This is a genomic window from Geovibrio thiophilus, assembly GCF_004087915.1.
Taxonomy (GTDB): Bacteria; Chrysiogenota; Deferribacteres; order Deferribacterales; family Geovibrionaceae; genus Geovibrio; species Geovibrio thiophilus.
On the sequence record NZ_CP035108.1, the window covers coordinates 258,088 to 274,820 of the forward strand.

12 protein-coding genes are annotated in these 16,733 nt (G+C 49.7%); 11 read left to right on the forward strand and 1 reads right to left on the reverse strand.

Going from position 1 to position 16,733, the window contains the following annotated elements; all coding sequences use genetic code 11:
* The 7 genes from EP073_RS01210 to glmS all read left to right on the forward strand — a co-directional run bounded on the left by EP073_RS01210 (position 1) and on the right by glmS (position 11,509).
* Positions 1-5,262 carry a pilus assembly protein gene (locus EP073_RS01210; RefSeq protein ID WP_128465355.1) on the forward strand — a complete coding sequence of 1,754 codons (5,262 nt, stop codon included), beginning with the start codon at positions 1-3 and terminating at the stop codon, positions 5,260-5,262.
* Positions 5,259-5,699 (forward strand): pilus assembly FimT family protein, encoded by a 441-nt coding sequence (locus tag EP073_RS01215; protein WP_128465356.1) that lies wholly within the window; start codon positions 5,259-5,261, stop codon positions 5,697-5,699. Before EP073_RS01210 ends, EP073_RS01215 begins: the two co-directional genes overlap by 4 nt.
* Entirely contained in the window at positions 5,689-6,198 is a 510-nt protein-coding gene (locus EP073_RS01220) for a type IV pilus modification PilV family protein (RefSeq protein WP_128465357.1), read from the forward strand. The genes EP073_RS01215 and EP073_RS01220 overlap by 11 nt, the downstream gene beginning before the upstream one ends.
* On the forward strand, positions 6,195-7,160 hold the full coding sequence (locus tag EP073_RS01225) for a prepilin-type N-terminal cleavage/methylation domain-containing protein (RefSeq protein WP_128465358.1): 966 nt from the start codon (positions 6,195-6,197) through the stop codon (positions 7,158-7,160). Before EP073_RS01220 ends, EP073_RS01225 begins: the two co-directional genes overlap by 4 nt.
* On the forward strand, positions 7,147-7,581 hold the full coding sequence (locus tag EP073_RS01230) for a hypothetical protein (protein WP_128465359.1): 435 nt from the start codon (positions 7,147-7,149) through the stop codon (positions 7,579-7,581). The genes EP073_RS01225 and EP073_RS01230 overlap by 14 nt, the downstream gene beginning before the upstream one ends.
* A gap of 95 nt (positions 7,582-7,676) precedes the next feature.
* Entirely contained in the window at positions 7,677-9,038 is a 1,362-nt protein-coding gene (gene glmU / locus EP073_RS01235) for a bifunctional UDP-N-acetylglucosamine diphosphorylase/glucosamine-1-phosphate N-acetyltransferase GlmU (protein WP_206617482.1), read from the forward strand.
* Between the two features lie 647 nt (positions 9,039-9,685).
* A complete protein-coding gene (glmS, locus tag EP073_RS01240) occupies positions 9,686-11,509 on the forward strand; it encodes a glutamine--fructose-6-phosphate transaminase (isomerizing) (RefSeq protein WP_128465361.1) in 1,824 nt (607 codons plus the stop codon).
* A 64-nt stretch (positions 11,510-11,573) separates the two neighbouring features.
* On the opposite strand, the gene EP073_RS01245 is transcribed toward glmS, so the two are convergent.
* Entirely contained in the window at positions 11,574-12,284 is a 711-nt protein-coding gene (locus EP073_RS01245) for a CsgG/HfaB family protein (protein WP_128465362.1), read from the reverse strand.
* Between the two features lie 348 nt (positions 12,285-12,632).
* On the opposite strand from EP073_RS01245, the gene argB reads away from it, so the two are divergent.
* The 4 genes from argB to EP073_RS01265 all read left to right on the forward strand — a co-directional run bounded on the left by argB (position 12,633) and on the right by EP073_RS01265 (position 16,614).
* Complete coding sequence (gene argB / locus EP073_RS01250) at positions 12,633-13,511, forward strand: acetylglutamate kinase (RefSeq protein WP_128465363.1); 879 nt, start codon at positions 12,633-12,635, stop codon at positions 13,509-13,511.
* A complete protein-coding gene (locus tag EP073_RS01255) occupies positions 13,511-14,128 on the forward strand; it encodes a protein-L-isoaspartate(D-aspartate) O-methyltransferase (RefSeq protein ID WP_128465364.1) in 618 nt (205 codons plus the stop codon). The genes argB and EP073_RS01255 overlap by 1 nt, the downstream gene beginning before the upstream one ends.
* Before the next feature lie 342 nt (positions 14,129-14,470).
* Positions 14,471-15,442: a sigma-70 family RNA polymerase sigma factor gene (locus EP073_RS01260; protein WP_128465365.1), complete on the forward strand. Its 972-nt coding sequence runs from the start codon at positions 14,471-14,473 to the stop codon at positions 15,440-15,442.
* The gene (locus tag EP073_RS01265; RefSeq protein WP_128465366.1) at positions 15,442-16,614 is read left to right on the forward strand and encodes a M24 family metallopeptidase; all 1,173 of its coding nucleotides are present in this window, start codon (positions 15,442-15,444) and stop codon (positions 16,612-16,614) included. The genes EP073_RS01260 and EP073_RS01265 overlap by 1 nt, the downstream gene beginning before the upstream one ends.
* The last annotated feature ends 119 nt before the right edge of the window (positions 16,615-16,733 follow it).

The following is a 16,733-nucleotide window of genomic DNA, read 5'->3' on the forward strand; positions in this document are numbered from 1 at the left end:
ATGAAAAAAATAAGCCTGCTTCTGTTTATTTTCCTTTTATGCCTCAAGCCTGCCTCCGCCGATATGATGAACTACTGCGGAAGCGGAAACAATTCCAGTCTTCCTCCCTTCCTTTCCTCAAGTGTTTCTCCGCTGGTGATGTTTGTCATGGGGCGGGATCACAAGCTTTACTACGAAGCGTACAACGACGCCACAGACCTTGACGGAGACGGTTTCATAGATATAGGCTACAAACACGATATAGACTATTACGGCTACTTCGATTCATATAAATGCTACACCTACACCACCTCCGGCACAGCCCGCTTCAATCCCTCCGGCACAACTGACGACAAATACTGCGGCGGAACAGGGGAGTGGAGCGGAAACTTCCTGAACTGGCTTACCATGTCCCGGATGGATGTTCTGCGCAAGGTTCTTTACGGCGGGCACAGAAAAACTGACGGAGCGGATGAAACGGTTCTCTCCAGCACCTATATACCCCGTGACGCACACTCATGGGGCAAGGAATACTGGGGCAGCGACACAAGGGATCTCACCCCTTATGACGCTCCTTCAAACTTTACATGCGATATGCCGGATGCCGCCACTCCTTGGAATGCGGCGAGTCAGATACTGTTTGTTACCTACCGTGACGGTGTGGATAAGGGCTGCGGCACAAGCCATGACAACATGATTTCCACTTTCAGCCCGCAGGACTATACAGGGCATAAGTTCGTAACATCAATAAACTACAGCGACACCGGACAGGGCAATCAGATCAGCAGTCACGGCAACATAATGTATGTTATGAAATTCCGTGTGCCGAACAGCAGATGGTATCATTTCTCAGTAGATTCAGATGACGGCGGCGAGCTTGAGGTAAACAACACCATAATCGCATCCTATTACGGCTGCCACGGCTACACAGGCAATACAAACTACAATGGCAGCATATATCTTCAGTCCGGCACTGACCACACCCTGATAGTCAGGGTGAGGGAAAGCGCAGGGGATGACGGCGCAAGGGTTCAGTACAGGATAAGAAACAGCGCCAACAACGGGTGGTCAACCGACTGGAAGATCCTCAGCCAGACGAATATGAATACAGACAGCATAACCTTCCGCGCTCCGAATGTTCCCTCCACCACTCAGGGACAGTGCAGCCTGAAAACAAACGATTTTATAAACACCGGCGAACCGTTCTACGGAGCGGATGTGAATACCGTTTCCAAACGTCACCTCTTCTGTATGACCTCAGACGCGGTTAACGCGGATCACCTTATAAAGGTTGCCAGAAACCAGACCAAACGCAAATGGGAATGGGCGTCAACCGAGCGTCCTGTCTGCTCCGACAGCGTTGTATCCCCCGATGAAAAGAGATATGTGCGTGTTAAGGTCTGCGATTCCTCCGCTGGAGAAGAAACCAACTGCTACGACTACGGCTCCGGAAGTAAGAAACCTACGGGTCTGCTCCAGAGGTACGGCACGGGCAGCGGAGAAACGATCTGCTCCAAAACCAATGAGAAAGCCGCCTCATGCGTGGACGGGGACGGCTTCCTAGTGAAGGAATCCCCGATGTATTTCGGCATGATCACCGGCTCATACGAGAAGAACCTCTCCGGCGGTGTATTGAGAAAAAATATCACCTCCATGGCGGAAGAGATAAACGCCAACGGAACATTCGTAACCACCGTGCCGACAAAGGGCAGCATAATACGCTCACTCAGCACATTGCAGATAAATGACTATGATTACGGCAGCGACTCCTACAACAGCAACTGCGGCTGGATAACCGACGGACCCCTTGAGGAGGGGGAATGCAAGGCGTGGGGCAACCCCATAGGCGAAATGTACTGGGAGGCTCTGCGTTATCTGGCGGGGAAAGGTTCTGCCACATCCGGCTACACCTACTCAAGCTCCACAGACGGGGGGCTGAGCCTGCCCAAACCCTCATGGGTTGATCCTTACTCCAATTTCCCCTACTGCGCCAAACCGAATATCATCATACTCAGCGATGTTAACCCCAGCTATGATGACGGTGTGCCTGCTTCGGGAACTCTTGAGGATTACAACAAATCCGAGCTGTTCAGCGGAATGAGCCAGAATGAGGAGCTTTCAGGCAATTATTTCATAGGCAACAACGGTATACTGAACGATTTCATGTGCTCGGCAAAAAGCCTTTCATCCCTCGGCAGCGCCCTTGGTCTCTGCCCTGAGGAGCCCACGAAGAAGGGAACCTACAACACCGCGGCGCTTGCTTACTACGCAAAAACAAAGTTTACGGATAACTCCGACGCGCATCCGGTTACGGATTACCTGCCTAATATCGACACCCACTCCGTTGCCCTCGCCTCCCCCCTGCCTGAGATCGTTATAAATGTAAACAGCAGCAGTCAGGTTAAAATAGTTCCTCTCGGCAAATCAGTGGGCGGCAGCGGCATAAGCTGCGGTTACTCCATTAATAACAGTACTTACGGGCTGATACTCAACGGTACGGGCTTTTGCCCCTCCAACGGGATTGTTGACTTCTACGCCGAAACGATAAGCGAAACAAGCGGACGCTTCCGCATCAACTTTGAGGACGTCGAGCAGGGCGCCGACCATGATATGGACGCCATAGCAAGGTATGACTATGTGGTGAACGCAAACGGAACGGTTACCATAAGTCTCACTTCGGAATACGCTGCGGGCGGAATCAATCAGGCGATGGGCTTCATCATCACCGGAACATCTGCGGACGGCGTCTACCTGCCTATATCGGATTTAGCTGACGGGTCAAGCAATGCTGCGATAAACGGTCTGCCTTTGACATGGTCAAAGACATTTACCCCCGGGGGCACCAACGCTTCACTCCTGAAGGATCCCCTTTGGTACGCGGCGAAATACGGCGGCTTCAACGACTCCAACGGGGACGGTCTGCCTGATCTGGACGCTGAGTGGGACGAAGACGGCGACAGCGTGCCGGACAACTACCATTTCATAACGAATCCCCTTGAGCTTGAGCAAAAGCTCGCGGAGGTATTTCAGGACATACTTAAAAAGGTTTCCTCCGGTACGGCGGTTTCCATAGATAAAACCAAAAACAACGGCATGCTGCTCAACCACGCTGTGTTTTACCCTAATAAAGACTTCGGCGATTCGTCAGCCTCCACCACCCTTTCTTGGATAGGGCAGCTCTTCACATACTGGTTCTACTCAAAGGACAGTTACCAGAGCATAATCGAAGACACTGACAAGAATAAGATACTTGAGATGGGAGAGGGAAAGGATAAAATACTTGAGTTTTACATAGACTCCTCAGGCACTCTCCAGATCGATAAATATGCCACAACCGCTTACGGCGGCAAGGGAGCCAGAACCAACTACAATACCTCTCTGGATGATGTGGCTTATCTCTGGGAGGGCGGAGCTTCTCTGGCGCAGACGCCTGCCGCTTCAAGGATTGTCTACACAAACGTGGACGGTAGTCTGGTGCGGTTTACTCAGGCAAACGCCGATCAGTTCCTCGGTAATTTCGGCAATCTCGCAGAAACCTGCCTCGGCAGTGCGGCAAACCTTATTAATTATGTACTTGGTGTTGATACAGCCGGATGCCGTTCCAGAACATACACGGATTCAGACGGAAATCAGGTTGTGTACAAGCTCGGCGACATAATTAACTCAAGCCCTGTTATGATAAATCATCCGAAAAAGACAGGCAAGCCGGGCTATGTCATGACATATGTAGGCGCCAATGACGGCATGCTCCATGCCTTCCGTGCCGGCAGGGTCATGAGCGCCATAGGCGGGATGAAGCTCAGCGACGACACAAGCGTAACCACCGGCGCTAATCTCGGAAAAGAGGAATGGGCATTCATTCCGAAAAATGCCCTGCCCTATCTGCGGTATCTGGCAGATCCGGATTACTGCCATCTTTACTATAACGATCTCACTCCCCATATAATAGAGGAAGACGGCAACAATGACGGCTATATCGACAGAAGAATACTCATCGGCGGCATGAGGCTCGGCGGTGCCTGCGGCGTGAGCGGCGGTGATTCCGTCAACCCTCCGTCCGATACATGCTCTGATACGTCAAGCGCGGACTGCGTTGGGCTTTCGTCCTATTACGCCCTTGATATAACCGACCAGAACAATCCCGCGCTTCTGTGGGAGTTCAGCGAGCCTCATCTGGGCTTCAGCTTCTCCGGTCCCGCTTACATAAAAAAAGGCGGCAGCCGCTACATAATGTTTCTCTCAGGTCCCACGGACTACGCTGGCTCCTCGGCGCAGAGACTCAGTGTTTTTGTGTTGAATCTCAACAGCGATTTCACGCTCAAGTCAACAGGCGGCATAGTTAAATTCACCGGAGAAAGCAGATCGGGCTTTTATAATGTTTCCGCTCTTGCCCCTTATACCAATACCTTCGGCGGAAAACTGTTCAGCAAAGGCGTTGATTACGGCGGCGACGGGGATACGGATACAGTTTTCTTCGGAGTCAGCCAGTATAAGAGCAGCGCATGGACAGGCAACGTGCTCGGCGTATCCATCACTTCCGAGACACCGTCTGAATGGACGTTCAACAATGTGTTCGACAGCAGCTACGGAGCGGCGAAGCCTGTTACGGCAAGTGTTGAGCATATGAGCTGTTTTGATATGAACTATATCTACTTCGGAACCGGAAGATGGTTCTATAAGACAGACGAGTCCGGCAGCGGCTCAAGCGACCGGAACTATCTCTACGGTGTGCGCATCGACGGCTGCAAGGACGGTGATTGTGATCTCAGCGAGGCGGAAAGTGACGTATGCAGCGATATAACGGGACCAAACGATAAATACGCATGGAAGAAAGCGCTTCTCGGAAGGGGGGTGGATGACCTTATGGAAAGGCTTATCGCCAATCCCGCCACCACTCAGTATTCCAATGTGGTGTATTTCAATACCACTATGCCGAACGCGGATATATGCGCGGCCGGCGGTCAGCACAGGATATGGTCAATAAACTGCGCCACAGGCAAAAACGCCCCCGACTATACATGCCCCGGATACAGTGTGACAACTGTGCCGTCGGTTGTGGATCCCGGCGCCGCGCCGACTATTATTGATGATTACTGCGCCGAGCACCCCGATGATAAAAGATGCGATCCGAATTACTGCCTGCAGCATCCGGATGATCCGGATTGTCTGGAGGAGATTCCCGATCCGGAATTCAGCCCTGAACCGGGCACGGGAGAGCCTGATCCGCTTGAACCGGACAGAACCACCCGCAAGGGCAAGCTCCTCTTCTGGATAGAGAGATGATGAACAAAAAGGGTCTGACGGCGATAGAGCTTATGGCGGTTATGACTATAATGGGGATCGTTCTCACTATAGCCGTGATCAATTACAGGAACCTTATGGTTAAGGCGAATGTAGAATCCGACACGAGACGTATTCTTACCATGGTTACATCCGCAAGGCAGTATTCCTTCACAAGGAAGGTACAGCTTCATGTGGCTGTGGACGGGAAAACCGTGAGGATAGAAACGGAAGACGGCAATTTATACGAAGGTCTCAGCTTCACGGGCTCAACTGATTTTGAAACGGAAGACGATATAACCTTTGTGAGCGGCTTTGTCACTGTAACGGGAACCATAACCTCCGGCGGCGGAAGCCGTGCGGAGTATGACTGCATACTGTTTGAGACAAACCGCATAAAAGCGGGCAGATTTGTAAACGGAGCATGCGATGCGAGATAACAGAGGCTTTACCCTTATGGAAGTGCTTGTATCCATGGTTATCATGTCGGTAATCATGCTCAGTCTCGCCTACGGCTACATCATCGTTAAACAGCGCAATCTCAGCGACCTTATGCGTCATAAAGCGGAAGAGGTTATTCAGACGGTGTTTGAAGAGTTCCGAACCATGGATTTTGATGATCTGGAGGATCAGCCTGCGAGTCTGCCGGATGATCTTGAGTTTGACGAAACTCAGAATCTGAATGCCTACTGCGATCCTGAGGACGATGAAGTGCCGGATGATCCGATCTGCACGGGCAGATTTGTTTTCCGCAGCTCCTCCGGTGAGGATGTTGGGCGTGTGGATTATGAAGTTGTCTACAAGGTTTTCAGTGATGATGCTGACAATCTGGGGCTCGAAAACTCGGCTTCAGTTGTCGCCACAATCTGCTGGAGGCACAGAGGCGATTTAAAGTTCCTTTCCAGAAAATCCGTAATAATGAAAGAAGGAATGTTATGAGAAAAAAAGGCTTCTCGCTCATTGAGCTTCTTGTGGTGCTTGTGATAGCGGGCGTGCTTGTCACTGCGCTTTATACAACCTACATAAGCCTGTATTCAGGCTCCAAGCAGCTTTCAAAAGTAGCCGAATCAAACATAGAGAATATAATAAGCTCGGAAATAATCAGAGTCGATCTCAGCAACGCGGGCTTTGGTCTCGCCAGAGGCGAAGAGACGGCAGCGGGCGATACTCTCTACCCTGTGGGCTGGGATGACGGAACATTGCAGATTTTCACCACCTACGACAGGCTCGAACCCCGAACACACGGCTGGGTGCTGCTCAAATGCGAGGAGGAAGGAGTAAGCTGCGAGACAGACAACGATTCGGACAGAAGAGAAGCCGTTCATTTCAACGGGCTCAAGGTGATCGATACGGGAACGAACAGAATCATTGAACATGATCTGAACAGCGTTACGACTCTGGATTTCCGTTATGCGGTGGGCTATCCTTATGATACCGGCGCGGCGGAAAAATTCAGGGAAATAAACTACAGGATAGCCGATGACTGCGACGATGACGGTAATGCGGACATATCCGACAGATGCAGCCCGAATACCTCCGTTCTGTGCAGGGGCACGGTTCCCGTAGCGGACTGCGTGGGCGGCTGGGCAGTGTATGCCGGTTATGATGACGGCGGAGAAATAGTTTACGACACTCTGGCAAATGTCATTACCGACGATCCGGATAACCTTTTTAACCTCAGAAGGCTTGTGCTGTACGTTTTGGTGCAGGAAGGACAGTTTGACCGGAATTTCAACTTCGGGGCGGATGAGATGGTGAAAGAACTTGATTTTGACGCAGAGGACAATGCACTGGATCAGTTAAGCATGCCCCTCCCCGACGAAAGCAGAAATTACCGCTGGAACATTATGACTATTGATACGAAAACATACAACATAGGTGATAAGTATGATAACGAATAATAAAGGTTTCTCGCTTATCGCCACTCTTGTTATGTCGGCTGTAGTGCTGGCTTTTCTCAGCGCTCTTATTTACTTTGTGCAGTCAGGCTCTCGAACCTCCGCCTCTCTGGACTCTTATAAAAGCTCGCTGGAAATAGCCAAGGGCGCCTCAGAGCTTATTATGAAGGGCGTGGATGATGATGAGATCGAATGTTCGGACGATGCGGACTACATCGATGAAGTGCAGGAGTTTATGGCTCCGTACGATGATGACACAACCACGCATGTGATCAATGTAGCCTCTTACAGATGCGAAAAATTTTACACCGAAAACAGCGAAAGGGAGATCTATATCTTCACTGTTCAGGTGCAGCGCAATAACACCGATGAGAGAGCCGAGGTTGATTTCGGCTACATGAAAAGCGCTTTGCAGGATCCATAGGGAACATCTGTATACACTGTGCAGAATATTCCACAATTGATTTTTCTGTGTCATTTGCCTAAACTCTTATTTATTGCTTTTTATACGGTGAAATAATGAAAATTCTCGCTCTTATCCTCGCTGCGGGCAAGGGAACCCGCATGAAATCCTCCAAGCCCAAAGTTCTTTTTGAATCGGCAGGAAAACCGATGATAGATTATGTCATAAACGCTGCCTCCTCCTGCGGGGCGGATGCCGTGAATATTGTAATAGGCAGCGGCGCGGAGGATGTTAAGTCCCATATCGGGGGGAGAGCCTCCTTCAGTCTTCAGGAAAACCAGCGCGGAACAGCGGACGCTGTGCTGGCGGCTGAGAACGCAATACAGAACCACGGCGGGCGTGTGCTGATCCTCTGCGGGGATATGCCCCTTGTCAGACCTGAAACCCTTTCCAAGTTTATCGAAGCAGCCGGAAACCATGCCGTGAGCTTTATCAGTGTCAGCGTAAAAAAACCTTTCGGATACGGGCGTGTGGTCAGGGGAGGCGGCGGCTCTGTCATTAAGATAGTCGAAGAGAAGGACGCAAACGATCAGGAAAAAAAGATAAATGAAGTAAATACCGGAATATATTTCTGCGACTCCGCCGTTCTGCTGGACAGGCTCTCCCGTGTGGGCAGCAATAACGCCCAGAACGAGTTCTATCTCACTGATATAGTTAAAGAAGGCGCCTTCGCGTACAAGGCGGAGGATGAGAACGAATTTTTAGGCGTGAACAACCGTGTTCAGCTTGCGGAAGCTTCCAAGGCTCTCTGGAAGCGCAGGGCGGTAAGATTCATGGAACAGGGGGTCAGCATTTTCGATCCCGATACGTTTTATGCGGATGAGGAAACAGAAATAGAAAACGATGCAGAGATATATCCCAATGTTTATCTTCACGGGAAAAATATAATAAAAACCGGAAGCGTAATAATGTCCGGCTGCCGCATAACTGATTCGGTGATCGGTGAGAACTGCGAAATCAAGGACAACTGCTGTATAACCGAAAGTAAAGTCGGCGCCGGCAGCTCGGTGGGTCCCATGGCGCAGCTCCGCCCGGGCACAGTGCTTGAGGGGAAGAACAAGATCGGCAATTTTGTGGAAACAAAGAAGGCTGTTCTCGGTTCCGGCAGTAAGGCAAGCCACCTTACTTATCTCGGAGACGCCGAGATAGGCAAAGATGTAAACATAGGCTGCGGTACAATTACCTGTAATTATGACGGGATAAAGAAGTATAAGACTGTCATAGAAGACGGTGTTTTTGTGGGGAGCGATGTTCAGCTTGTGGCTCCGGTGAAGATCGGCAAAGGCGCACTTCTGGCGGCGGGTTCCACCATTACAAAGGATGTGCCCGCAGACGCTCTCGCTATGACAAGGGCGGATATGAAGATAAAGGAAGGCTGGGTCTCCCGCTGGAAAAGTACAAAGAAGAAAGATAAATAGAAGCATGCGGAGGGCATACGGATGTGCCGACGCCGTGCGCAGCGAAGCCGTTTTTTAAACGGCGCGAGCGTGTATCAGAATCTGACAGGATGTTGCGGGTTCAGATTATTAAGGAAGAGGCACAGGATGTGCCGACGCCGTGCGCAGCGAAGCCGTTTTTTAAACGGCGCGAGCGTGTATCAGAATCTGACAGGATGTTGCGGGTTCAGATTATTGAGGAAGAGGCACAGGATGTGCCGACGCCGTGCGCAGCGAAGCCGTTTTTTAAACGGCGCGAGCGTGTATCAGAATCTGACAGGATGTTGCGGGTTCAGATTATTGCGGAAGAGGCACAGGATGTGCCGACGCCGTGCGCAGCGAAGCCGTTTTTAAACGGCGCGAGCGTGTATCAGAATCTGACAGAATGTTGCGGGTTCAGATTATTGCGGAAGAGGCACAGGATGTGCCGACGCCGTGCGCAGCGAAGCCGTTTTTAAACGGCGCGAGCGTGTATCAGAATCTGACAGGATGTTGCGGGTTCAGATTATTGCGGAAGAGGCACAGGATGTGCCGACGCCGTGCGCAGCGAAGCCGTTTTTTAAACGGCGCGAGCGTGTATCAGAATCTGACAGGATGTACAGATTCTGATTATTATTTAAGGAGACAATATGTGCGGAATCGTAGGATATATAGGCAGCTCAAAGGCATCAAACGTTCTTCTGGAGGGTCTTTCCAGACTGGAATACAGAGGGTATGACTCTGCGGGTCTCTGCCTGCTTGAAGACGGGGTGATAGAGATAACCCGCAGCGTGGGAAAACTCGTTAACCTCAAGGAAGCGGTGAAGGACAGGGATTTCAAGGCAACTGCGGGCATAGGTCACACACGCTGGGCGACACACGGCAAGCCTTCCTTCGAGAACGCTCACCCGCATAAATCAAAAAATATATCCCTTGTGCATAACGGCATAATTGAAAACTATCTGCTGCTTAAGGAAAAACTCACAGAGAAAGGCTACAGCTTCAAATCCGAGACTGATACGGAGGTCATAGCTCACCTTATAGAATCCCTTTACGAAGGAGATTTGCTCAAAGCTGTTCAGGCGGCGCTGGCGGAGCTGAAGGGCTCATATGCCCTCGGCGTTATTTCAGAAAAAGAACCGGATAAGGTGATTGTCGCCAGAAAGGACAGTCCTCTTGTTCTCGGCGTGGGCAGCGGAGAGATGTTCGCTGCGAGCGATATTCCCGCCGTGCTGAGCCATACCCGCACATTCGTTTTCCTTGAGGACGGCGATGTGGCGGAGATAACCAGAAACGGCTACACCATATACGATGCCGCCGGAAGCGCTGTGGACAGGGAGACCAAAAATATAGACTGGAACCCTGTAATGGCGGAGAAGGCGGGATACCGTCACTTCATGCAGAAGGAAATAAACGAGCAGCCCAGAGCGTTGATAGATACGATCAGGGGCAAATACAGCCTTGAATCAGGTGATGTATTTTTCGACCTTTCCAAGGATCTTAAGGAATCTCTCAAGGATATAACCCGCATTGTCATAGTCGCCTGCGGAACAAGCTGGCACGCGGGGCTTGTGGGCAAGTTTTATATAGAAAAATTCGCCCGTATCCCCGTTGAGGTGGATATAGCCTCCGAATACCGCTACCGGGATCTGATAGCCGATGAAAAGCTTCTTTTTATAGCTATCAGTCAGTCCGGCGAGACTGCGGATACGCTTTCCGCAATGCGCATGGTAAAAAAGATGGGAGCTAAGGTCATATCAATATGCAACGTGGTGGGCTCGTCCATCGCAAGGGAATCTCACAGCGTGATATACACACATGCGGGACCTGAGATAGGCGTTGCCTCCACAAAGGCTTTTACCACTCAGGTGGCGAGCCTGTTTCTGTTTGCCATGTATCTCGGCAGGCAGAGGGAGACAATGAGCGCCGGAGAGAGCAGAGAATTTCTCAAGGAGCTTGTGGGCATCCCTGATAAGCTTGAGCATGTTCTCAGGCTGGACGGTGAGATCGAAGATCTCGCAAAGAAATATAAGGACGCTTCCGACTTCCTTTATCTGGGCAGAAACGTCAACTACCCTATAGCTCTGGAAGGTGCGCTTAAGCTCAAGGAGATCTCGTACATCCACGCCGAGGGATACCCCGCAGGAGAAATGAAGCACGGTCCCATTGCTCTCATAGACAGTGAGCTGCCGGTATTTGTTATAGCGGTTAAGGGCTCTGTTTATGACAAAACCGCCTCAAATGTAGAGGAGGTCAAAGCCAGAGACGGCATAGTCATAGCCATTGTTACCGAAGGCGATACCGAGCTTGCGGGCAAGGCGGATCACATCATCGAAGTGCCCGATGTGCCGGAGGAGCTTTCTGTCTTCCTCACGGTTACGGCTACACAGATATTCGCATACCACTGCGCCAATCTTCTCGGGCTTGATGTGGATCAGCCGAGAAATCTGGCGAAATCAGTCACGGTGGAATAAGATTATAAAGCCTCCTTAAATACGGAGGCTTTTCCTGAATAGTGACCTGACACTGCGAAAAAGTTTAATTTTGAGCGGTTGCTTCAGTTTCTTCGCCGTGAAGCTTGATTTTAAGAGCTTTAGCCATTGTCTGTGCAGCACTTCCTGAATCCTGACCGTTTTTGTAATCAAGATTCACTGTCATAATCATCTCACCGCTTTGGACACTTATTACTCTCGCGGTTGCTGTTTTTATGACAGAATTGAGTTTGGCTCCGCCGAACATACTGTATTTTGTTTTATTTGTTGTTTGGGCGTTGAGGATAACAAGAGCATCGACACCTCTCAAAGAAGAAAGACTAGACATTTCATTCTCTGCGACTCCTGCTGCTTCCAGACCTTTTTCAGACATGATCAGGCTGAGCTGATCTCTTTCCATGACTTTATACCCAAGACTCATAAGTTCCGTGGAAAAAGAATCTGCAAAGATTGTCATGGTATCTTCATTGCCTGAACCCTGAAATACTGACATCAAAGCATTCGCTCTCATAGCAGGGTCATTGTTGCTGCTCTGCTTGCGCTCTCTCAGCATGACAGCCACGTATTTCACTTCTGCAAGCTGTTCGGGTGTGATTCCCTGCGCTATGTTGGCTTTTACGTCAACATCTTCAAATTCGATGTTTCTGATTGCTGACTGAGTGGCGCTGGCAGTCAGGCTTGCGACCGTTCCTACGCACCCCGAAAGCATGAACCCTGATAATACTGTAAAGATAAGCAGAAAATAACGTAAGTTCATATTAACCTCCTATACATATAGTTTTTATAATTTCTGTGCCGTATATATGTCAATAAAAACAATTAGATAAGCTCTATAAAGTAATATATTTTCTCATTAAACGATCGTATGAGCGGCATCGGGTGTTGCGCAACTTCTTAGGACAGAAAAGATAAGGTTTAGTTAGCTTTCTTAGCTTTAGGAAAGAATAAATCTGAAAAATGCAGTCAGGAATAGCAGGGAATTATTTACACCCGAGACGTATCGGTTGCCAATATAAAGGTATGGCTCATAAATCTTCTTTATTCCGCTCCGTTTTCGGTTTATACATGAATGTTCCCTGCGTATTTTTCTCCCGGAGTGAAGATAATGGAAGAACTCATTAGAAAAGCGGATGTGCTCATAGAGGCGCTTCCGTATATTCAGAAGTTTTACGGCAAAACCATAGTTATCAAGTACGGCGGTCACGCCATGGTGGATGAGGAGCTTAAGCTCAGCTTCGCCAATGATATAGTGCTGATGAAGTACATAGGCATACGTCCCATAATAGTCCACGGCGGCGGTCCCCAGATAGGGGATATGCTGAAGAAGCTGAATATAAAAACTGAGTTCGTTTCAGGGATGCGTATTACGGACGCAGAAACTATGAATGTTGTGGAAATGGTTCTGGCGGGCAAAATAAATAAAGATATAGTGAGACTGATAAATAAAAACGGCGGTGTCGCCATAGGTCTTTCCGGCAAGGACGGAAACCTTATCCGCGCCGAGAAACTCCGCCTTGAGGATGATCCGGCATTCATCAGAACGCCGGAGATAATCGATCTCGGTCATGTGGGCAGGGTGAAAAGTGTTAATGTCGGCGTGCTTGAAAAGCTCGCTGACAGCTATATCCCCGTTATAGCCCCCGTTGGTGTGGGCGATGATTACGAGGCGTACAACATAAACGCCGATCTTGTGGCGGGCAGCATAGCCGCCGCGCTTAAGGCGGAGAAGCTGGTTCTTCTCACTGATGTGCCGTATGTCATGGATAAGGAGAAAAAACGCATCTCCACCATACACCTTGATGATGTGGATAAAATGAAGCTGGATGAAGTTGTCACAGGGGGGATGATCCCCAAGGTGGACTGCGCTGCGGAAGCTGTGAGAGGCGGTGTGAAAAAGGCGCACATCATAGACGGGCGTGTGCAGCACTCTGTACTGCTTGAAATGTTCACAACGTCCGGCATCGGCACGCAGATAGTGGAATAATGCACAGAAATCTTATCCCTCAGAGCTTCATAACTGATATAGTCGCCCCTGCCTGCGGAAGTGACAAGCGGATTCTTGAGGCGTTTCTCACAACTCCGCGGGCTAAGTTCATTGATGAGGCAATGTGCCGCCGTCCTTATGCGGATGACGCTTTGCCCATCGGCTTCGGGCAGACAATCTCCAAGCCCTCAACGGTTGCCCTCATGACCAAGGCGCTTCAGGTGGATAAAAACCACAGGGTGCTTGAAATAGGCAGCGGCTCCGGCTTTCAGGCTGCAATCCTCAGCAGACTCTGCGCAAGGGTCTACACAGTCGAGAGAATACCCGAGCTTTACCGCAGGGCAATGAGCATCATTCACAAAATGCGGATTATCAATATCAAATTTAAACTGGATGACGGAAACCTCGGCTGGGCGGAAAATGGTCCGTATGACAGGATTATAGCCACTGCTGAGGCTAAGGATCTGCCGCCGGAGCTTATCGCTCAGCTTGCGGAAGGCGGCATAATGCTGATTCCTCTTGGTGGATCAATTATTGAGATCGTTAAGGAAAACGGGGAGACCCGCCGCCGTAAAATTGCAGATTGCAGCTTTGTTGATTTTGTGTGCGGGAAATAGAACGATATTTTCTTAGGGATGTCAGGTATTTCTGTATCAAGCGTTCAAAAGGTGTCAATTTCTTTTTCTTATCAAACTCATGTCTTGGATTTGTCAAATCAGATCAAATTAATCCAAATGGTAATTTTCCCCTTCCCATTTCAATAGAACTGCGTTAAATTATTACTTGTCAAGCGAAGTTGATCAGGAAAAGCAATTTTTTTGATTCTCAGCCTGACGTCTGTCGGCAGGAAATTGTCACGTTCCGTATATCGTGAAAGGTGTGCGGCTCTTCATTCTTATTCAGGTTCGTGGCAGCACGGTATTGATCATGTTTTTATTTTATTTTTTTACGGAGTGTTTATGATCAACGATGATATACTGCAGAAAAGCGAACCGGAAATCGATGAAGAAACCGATGTTGAAATAGACATCAGCATCGACATCGAAGAGGAAGTGGTCCAGATCGAAGTCGAGGATATAAAACCCGACTACAACTCCGAAGATCTGGAAGTTTTCAAAATATATCTCAATGAAATCTCCCGTTATCCTGTCCTCACCAGAGAGGAGGAAGTTGATCTCGCCAAAGGGATCGAGCAGTCTGACAGGGCGGCGAAGGAGATGATGATCAAGTGCAATCTGCGTCTTGTGGTTTCCATCGCAAAAAAATATATCAACAGAGGCATGAACCTTGTGGATCTTGTTGAGGAAGGGAACATCGGTCTTCTGAAAGCTGTTGAGAAATTTGACTACACCAAGGGCTTCAAATTCAGCACATACGCCACGTGGTGGATCCGTCAGGCTATTGAGCGCGCCATCATAAACCAGTGCCGCATGGTGCGCATTCCCGTGCACATGTCGGAGAATATCAGCAAGGTGCTTAAGGTTCAGGCGGATCTCCAGCAGAAGTTCGGGCGGGAACCGTCAATTCTGGAAATATCAACGGCGGCGAAGATGCCGCTTTCCGCCCTGAAAAAGGTTTTTGACGCGATCAAGCAGGACACTTCGCTGGATATGCCCGTCGGCGGTGACGAAAGCAGCACCCTGCACGAATTTATAGCTGATGATGAAAAATACCTCGATCCGTATATGAAGATAGAGTCCGAGAGCAAAAAGGACACGATCTTCAAATGGCTCACATTTTTAAGCGACAATGAGAGAGAGATAATAATCCGCCGTTACGGGCTCAGCGGGAACGATCCCGAGACCCTTGAGGCGATCGGCGCTGATCTGGGCATAACCCGTGAGAGAGTGCGCCAGATAGAGAAACGGGTGCTCAGCAAGCTGAGAAACCTGCTGAAAACAAAGAATATATCTTTGGAGGAACTGCTTTAATGACATTTACGCCCGAAGAACTTGCTCACAGGCTGGAAAAATTCAGAACTAACCTCACTAAGCAGGATGCGGGCTGGGAAAAAGCAGTCCTCATGGACAGAATAAACAATTACTATTTCACCGGAACTTTGCAGAACGGCGTGCTTGTTGTCCCCCGTGACGGAGCCGCCGTTTTTTATGTGCGCCGCAGCTTTGAAAGGGCTGTGGAGGAATCGGCATTTCCTGAAATTATACCCTTCAAGAGTTTTAAGGAGCTTAAGCTTGAAAGCGGCGGAACTCTTTACTGTGATATGGAGAAGATCCCCCTCGCCCACTTTGAGCGTTTCGGCAAATATTTCACCTTTGAGAAGGTGAAGTCCGCTGACCTCGCAGTAGCCAAGGCAATGGCAGTGAAATCCGCGGCTGAGCTTGAACTCATGGAAGCCTGCGGCGAGATACACAGAGGCGTTCTGGAGGAGTTTATTCCGTCGGTTCTGCGGGAAGGGATGAGCGAAGTTGAACTCGGCGCCCTTGTTCAGGGAGAGATGCTGAGAAGAGGACACCACGCCGTGACGAGAACCGGAGGCTTCGGAAGCGAGCTTCATCTGGGTCTCTTCTGCTTCGGTGAGAGCGCTCTGTATTTCAACACATTCGACGGCCCGGGCGGAATCAGGGGGCTGCACCCCGCAGTGCCTTTGTTCGGCAATCATCATATAAAGCTCAAAAAGCATTCACCCGTGTTTGTGGATATAGGCTGCAACGTTGGCGGCTATCACACTGATAAAACCTGCATCTACACTATAGGCAGTCTTCCCGCTCAGGCTATGGAGTTTCATGAGGTCTGCGTGAGTATGCAGAATAAAGCGGCTGCCATGCTCAAGCCGGGCGCATTGCCTTCTGAGGTTTTCAGGAGGCACATTGAAGGCGTCGGCGAGGAATTTCTCAGGGAGTACAACGGGTTCGGAGTGGGGAAGGTCAAGTTTCTCGGTCACGGAATCGGTCTGCATATAGACCAGTACCCTGTTCTTGCCGAAGGGTTTGAGGAACCTATTGAGGAGAATATGGTTCTCGCTGTTGAGCCCAAAAGAGGCATAGCGGGACTTGGCATGGTCGGCGTGGAGAACACCTTTGTCGTGACTCCAGACGGCGGCAGAAGCATCACCGGACACAGGTTCGGTGTTATCGAAGTCTGATAAGCTCATAATATTTTTTACTTCTTAATCCTGAGAGAACCTTTCCCAAGAAACTGGTTCTTTGTAACTTCTAAAATACAAGCCTATGCTTTCTCTGCGGATCAGGTGAGTTTTTGAAG

Excerpts from the sequence above, each read along its gene's own strand:
- EP073_RS01210 (WP_128465355.1), top strand. The coding sequence starts at position 1 with ATGAAAAAAATAAGCCTGCTTCTGTTTATTTTCCTTTTATGCCTCAAG.
- EP073_RS01215 (WP_128465356.1), top strand. The coding sequence starts at position 5,259 with ATGATGAACAAAAAGGGTCTGACGGCGATAGAGCTTATGGCGGTTATG.
- EP073_RS01220 (WP_128465357.1), top strand. The coding sequence starts at position 5,689 with ATGCGAGATAACAGAGGCTTTACCCTTATGGAAGTGCTTGTATCCATG.
- EP073_RS01225 (WP_128465358.1), top strand. The coding sequence starts at position 6,195 with ATGAGAAAAAAAGGCTTCTCGCTCATTGAGCTTCTTGTGGTGCTTGTG.
- EP073_RS01230 (WP_128465359.1), top strand. The coding sequence starts at position 7,147 with ATGATAACGAATAATAAAGGTTTCTCGCTTATCGCCACTCTTGTTATG.
- glmU (WP_206617482.1), top strand. The coding sequence starts at position 7,677 with ATGAAAATTCTCGCTCTTATCCTCGCTGCGGGCAAGGGAACCCGCATG.
- glmS (WP_128465361.1), top strand. The coding sequence starts at position 9,686 with ATGTGCGGAATCGTAGGATATATAGGCAGCTCAAAGGCATCAAACGTT.
- EP073_RS01245 (WP_128465362.1), bottom strand. The coding sequence starts at position 12,284 with ATGAACTTACGTTATTTTCTGCTTATCTTTACAGTATTATCAGGGTTC.
- argB (WP_128465363.1), top strand. The coding sequence starts at position 12,633 with ATGGAAGAACTCATTAGAAAAGCGGATGTGCTCATAGAGGCGCTTCCG.
- EP073_RS01255 (WP_128465364.1), top strand. The coding sequence starts at position 13,511 with ATGCACAGAAATCTTATCCCTCAGAGCTTCATAACTGATATAGTCGCC.
- EP073_RS01260 (WP_128465365.1), top strand. The coding sequence starts at position 14,471 with ATGATCAACGATGATATACTGCAGAAAAGCGAACCGGAAATCGATGAA.
- EP073_RS01265 (WP_128465366.1), top strand. The coding sequence starts at position 15,442 with ATGACATTTACGCCCGAAGAACTTGCTCACAGGCTGGAAAAATTCAGA.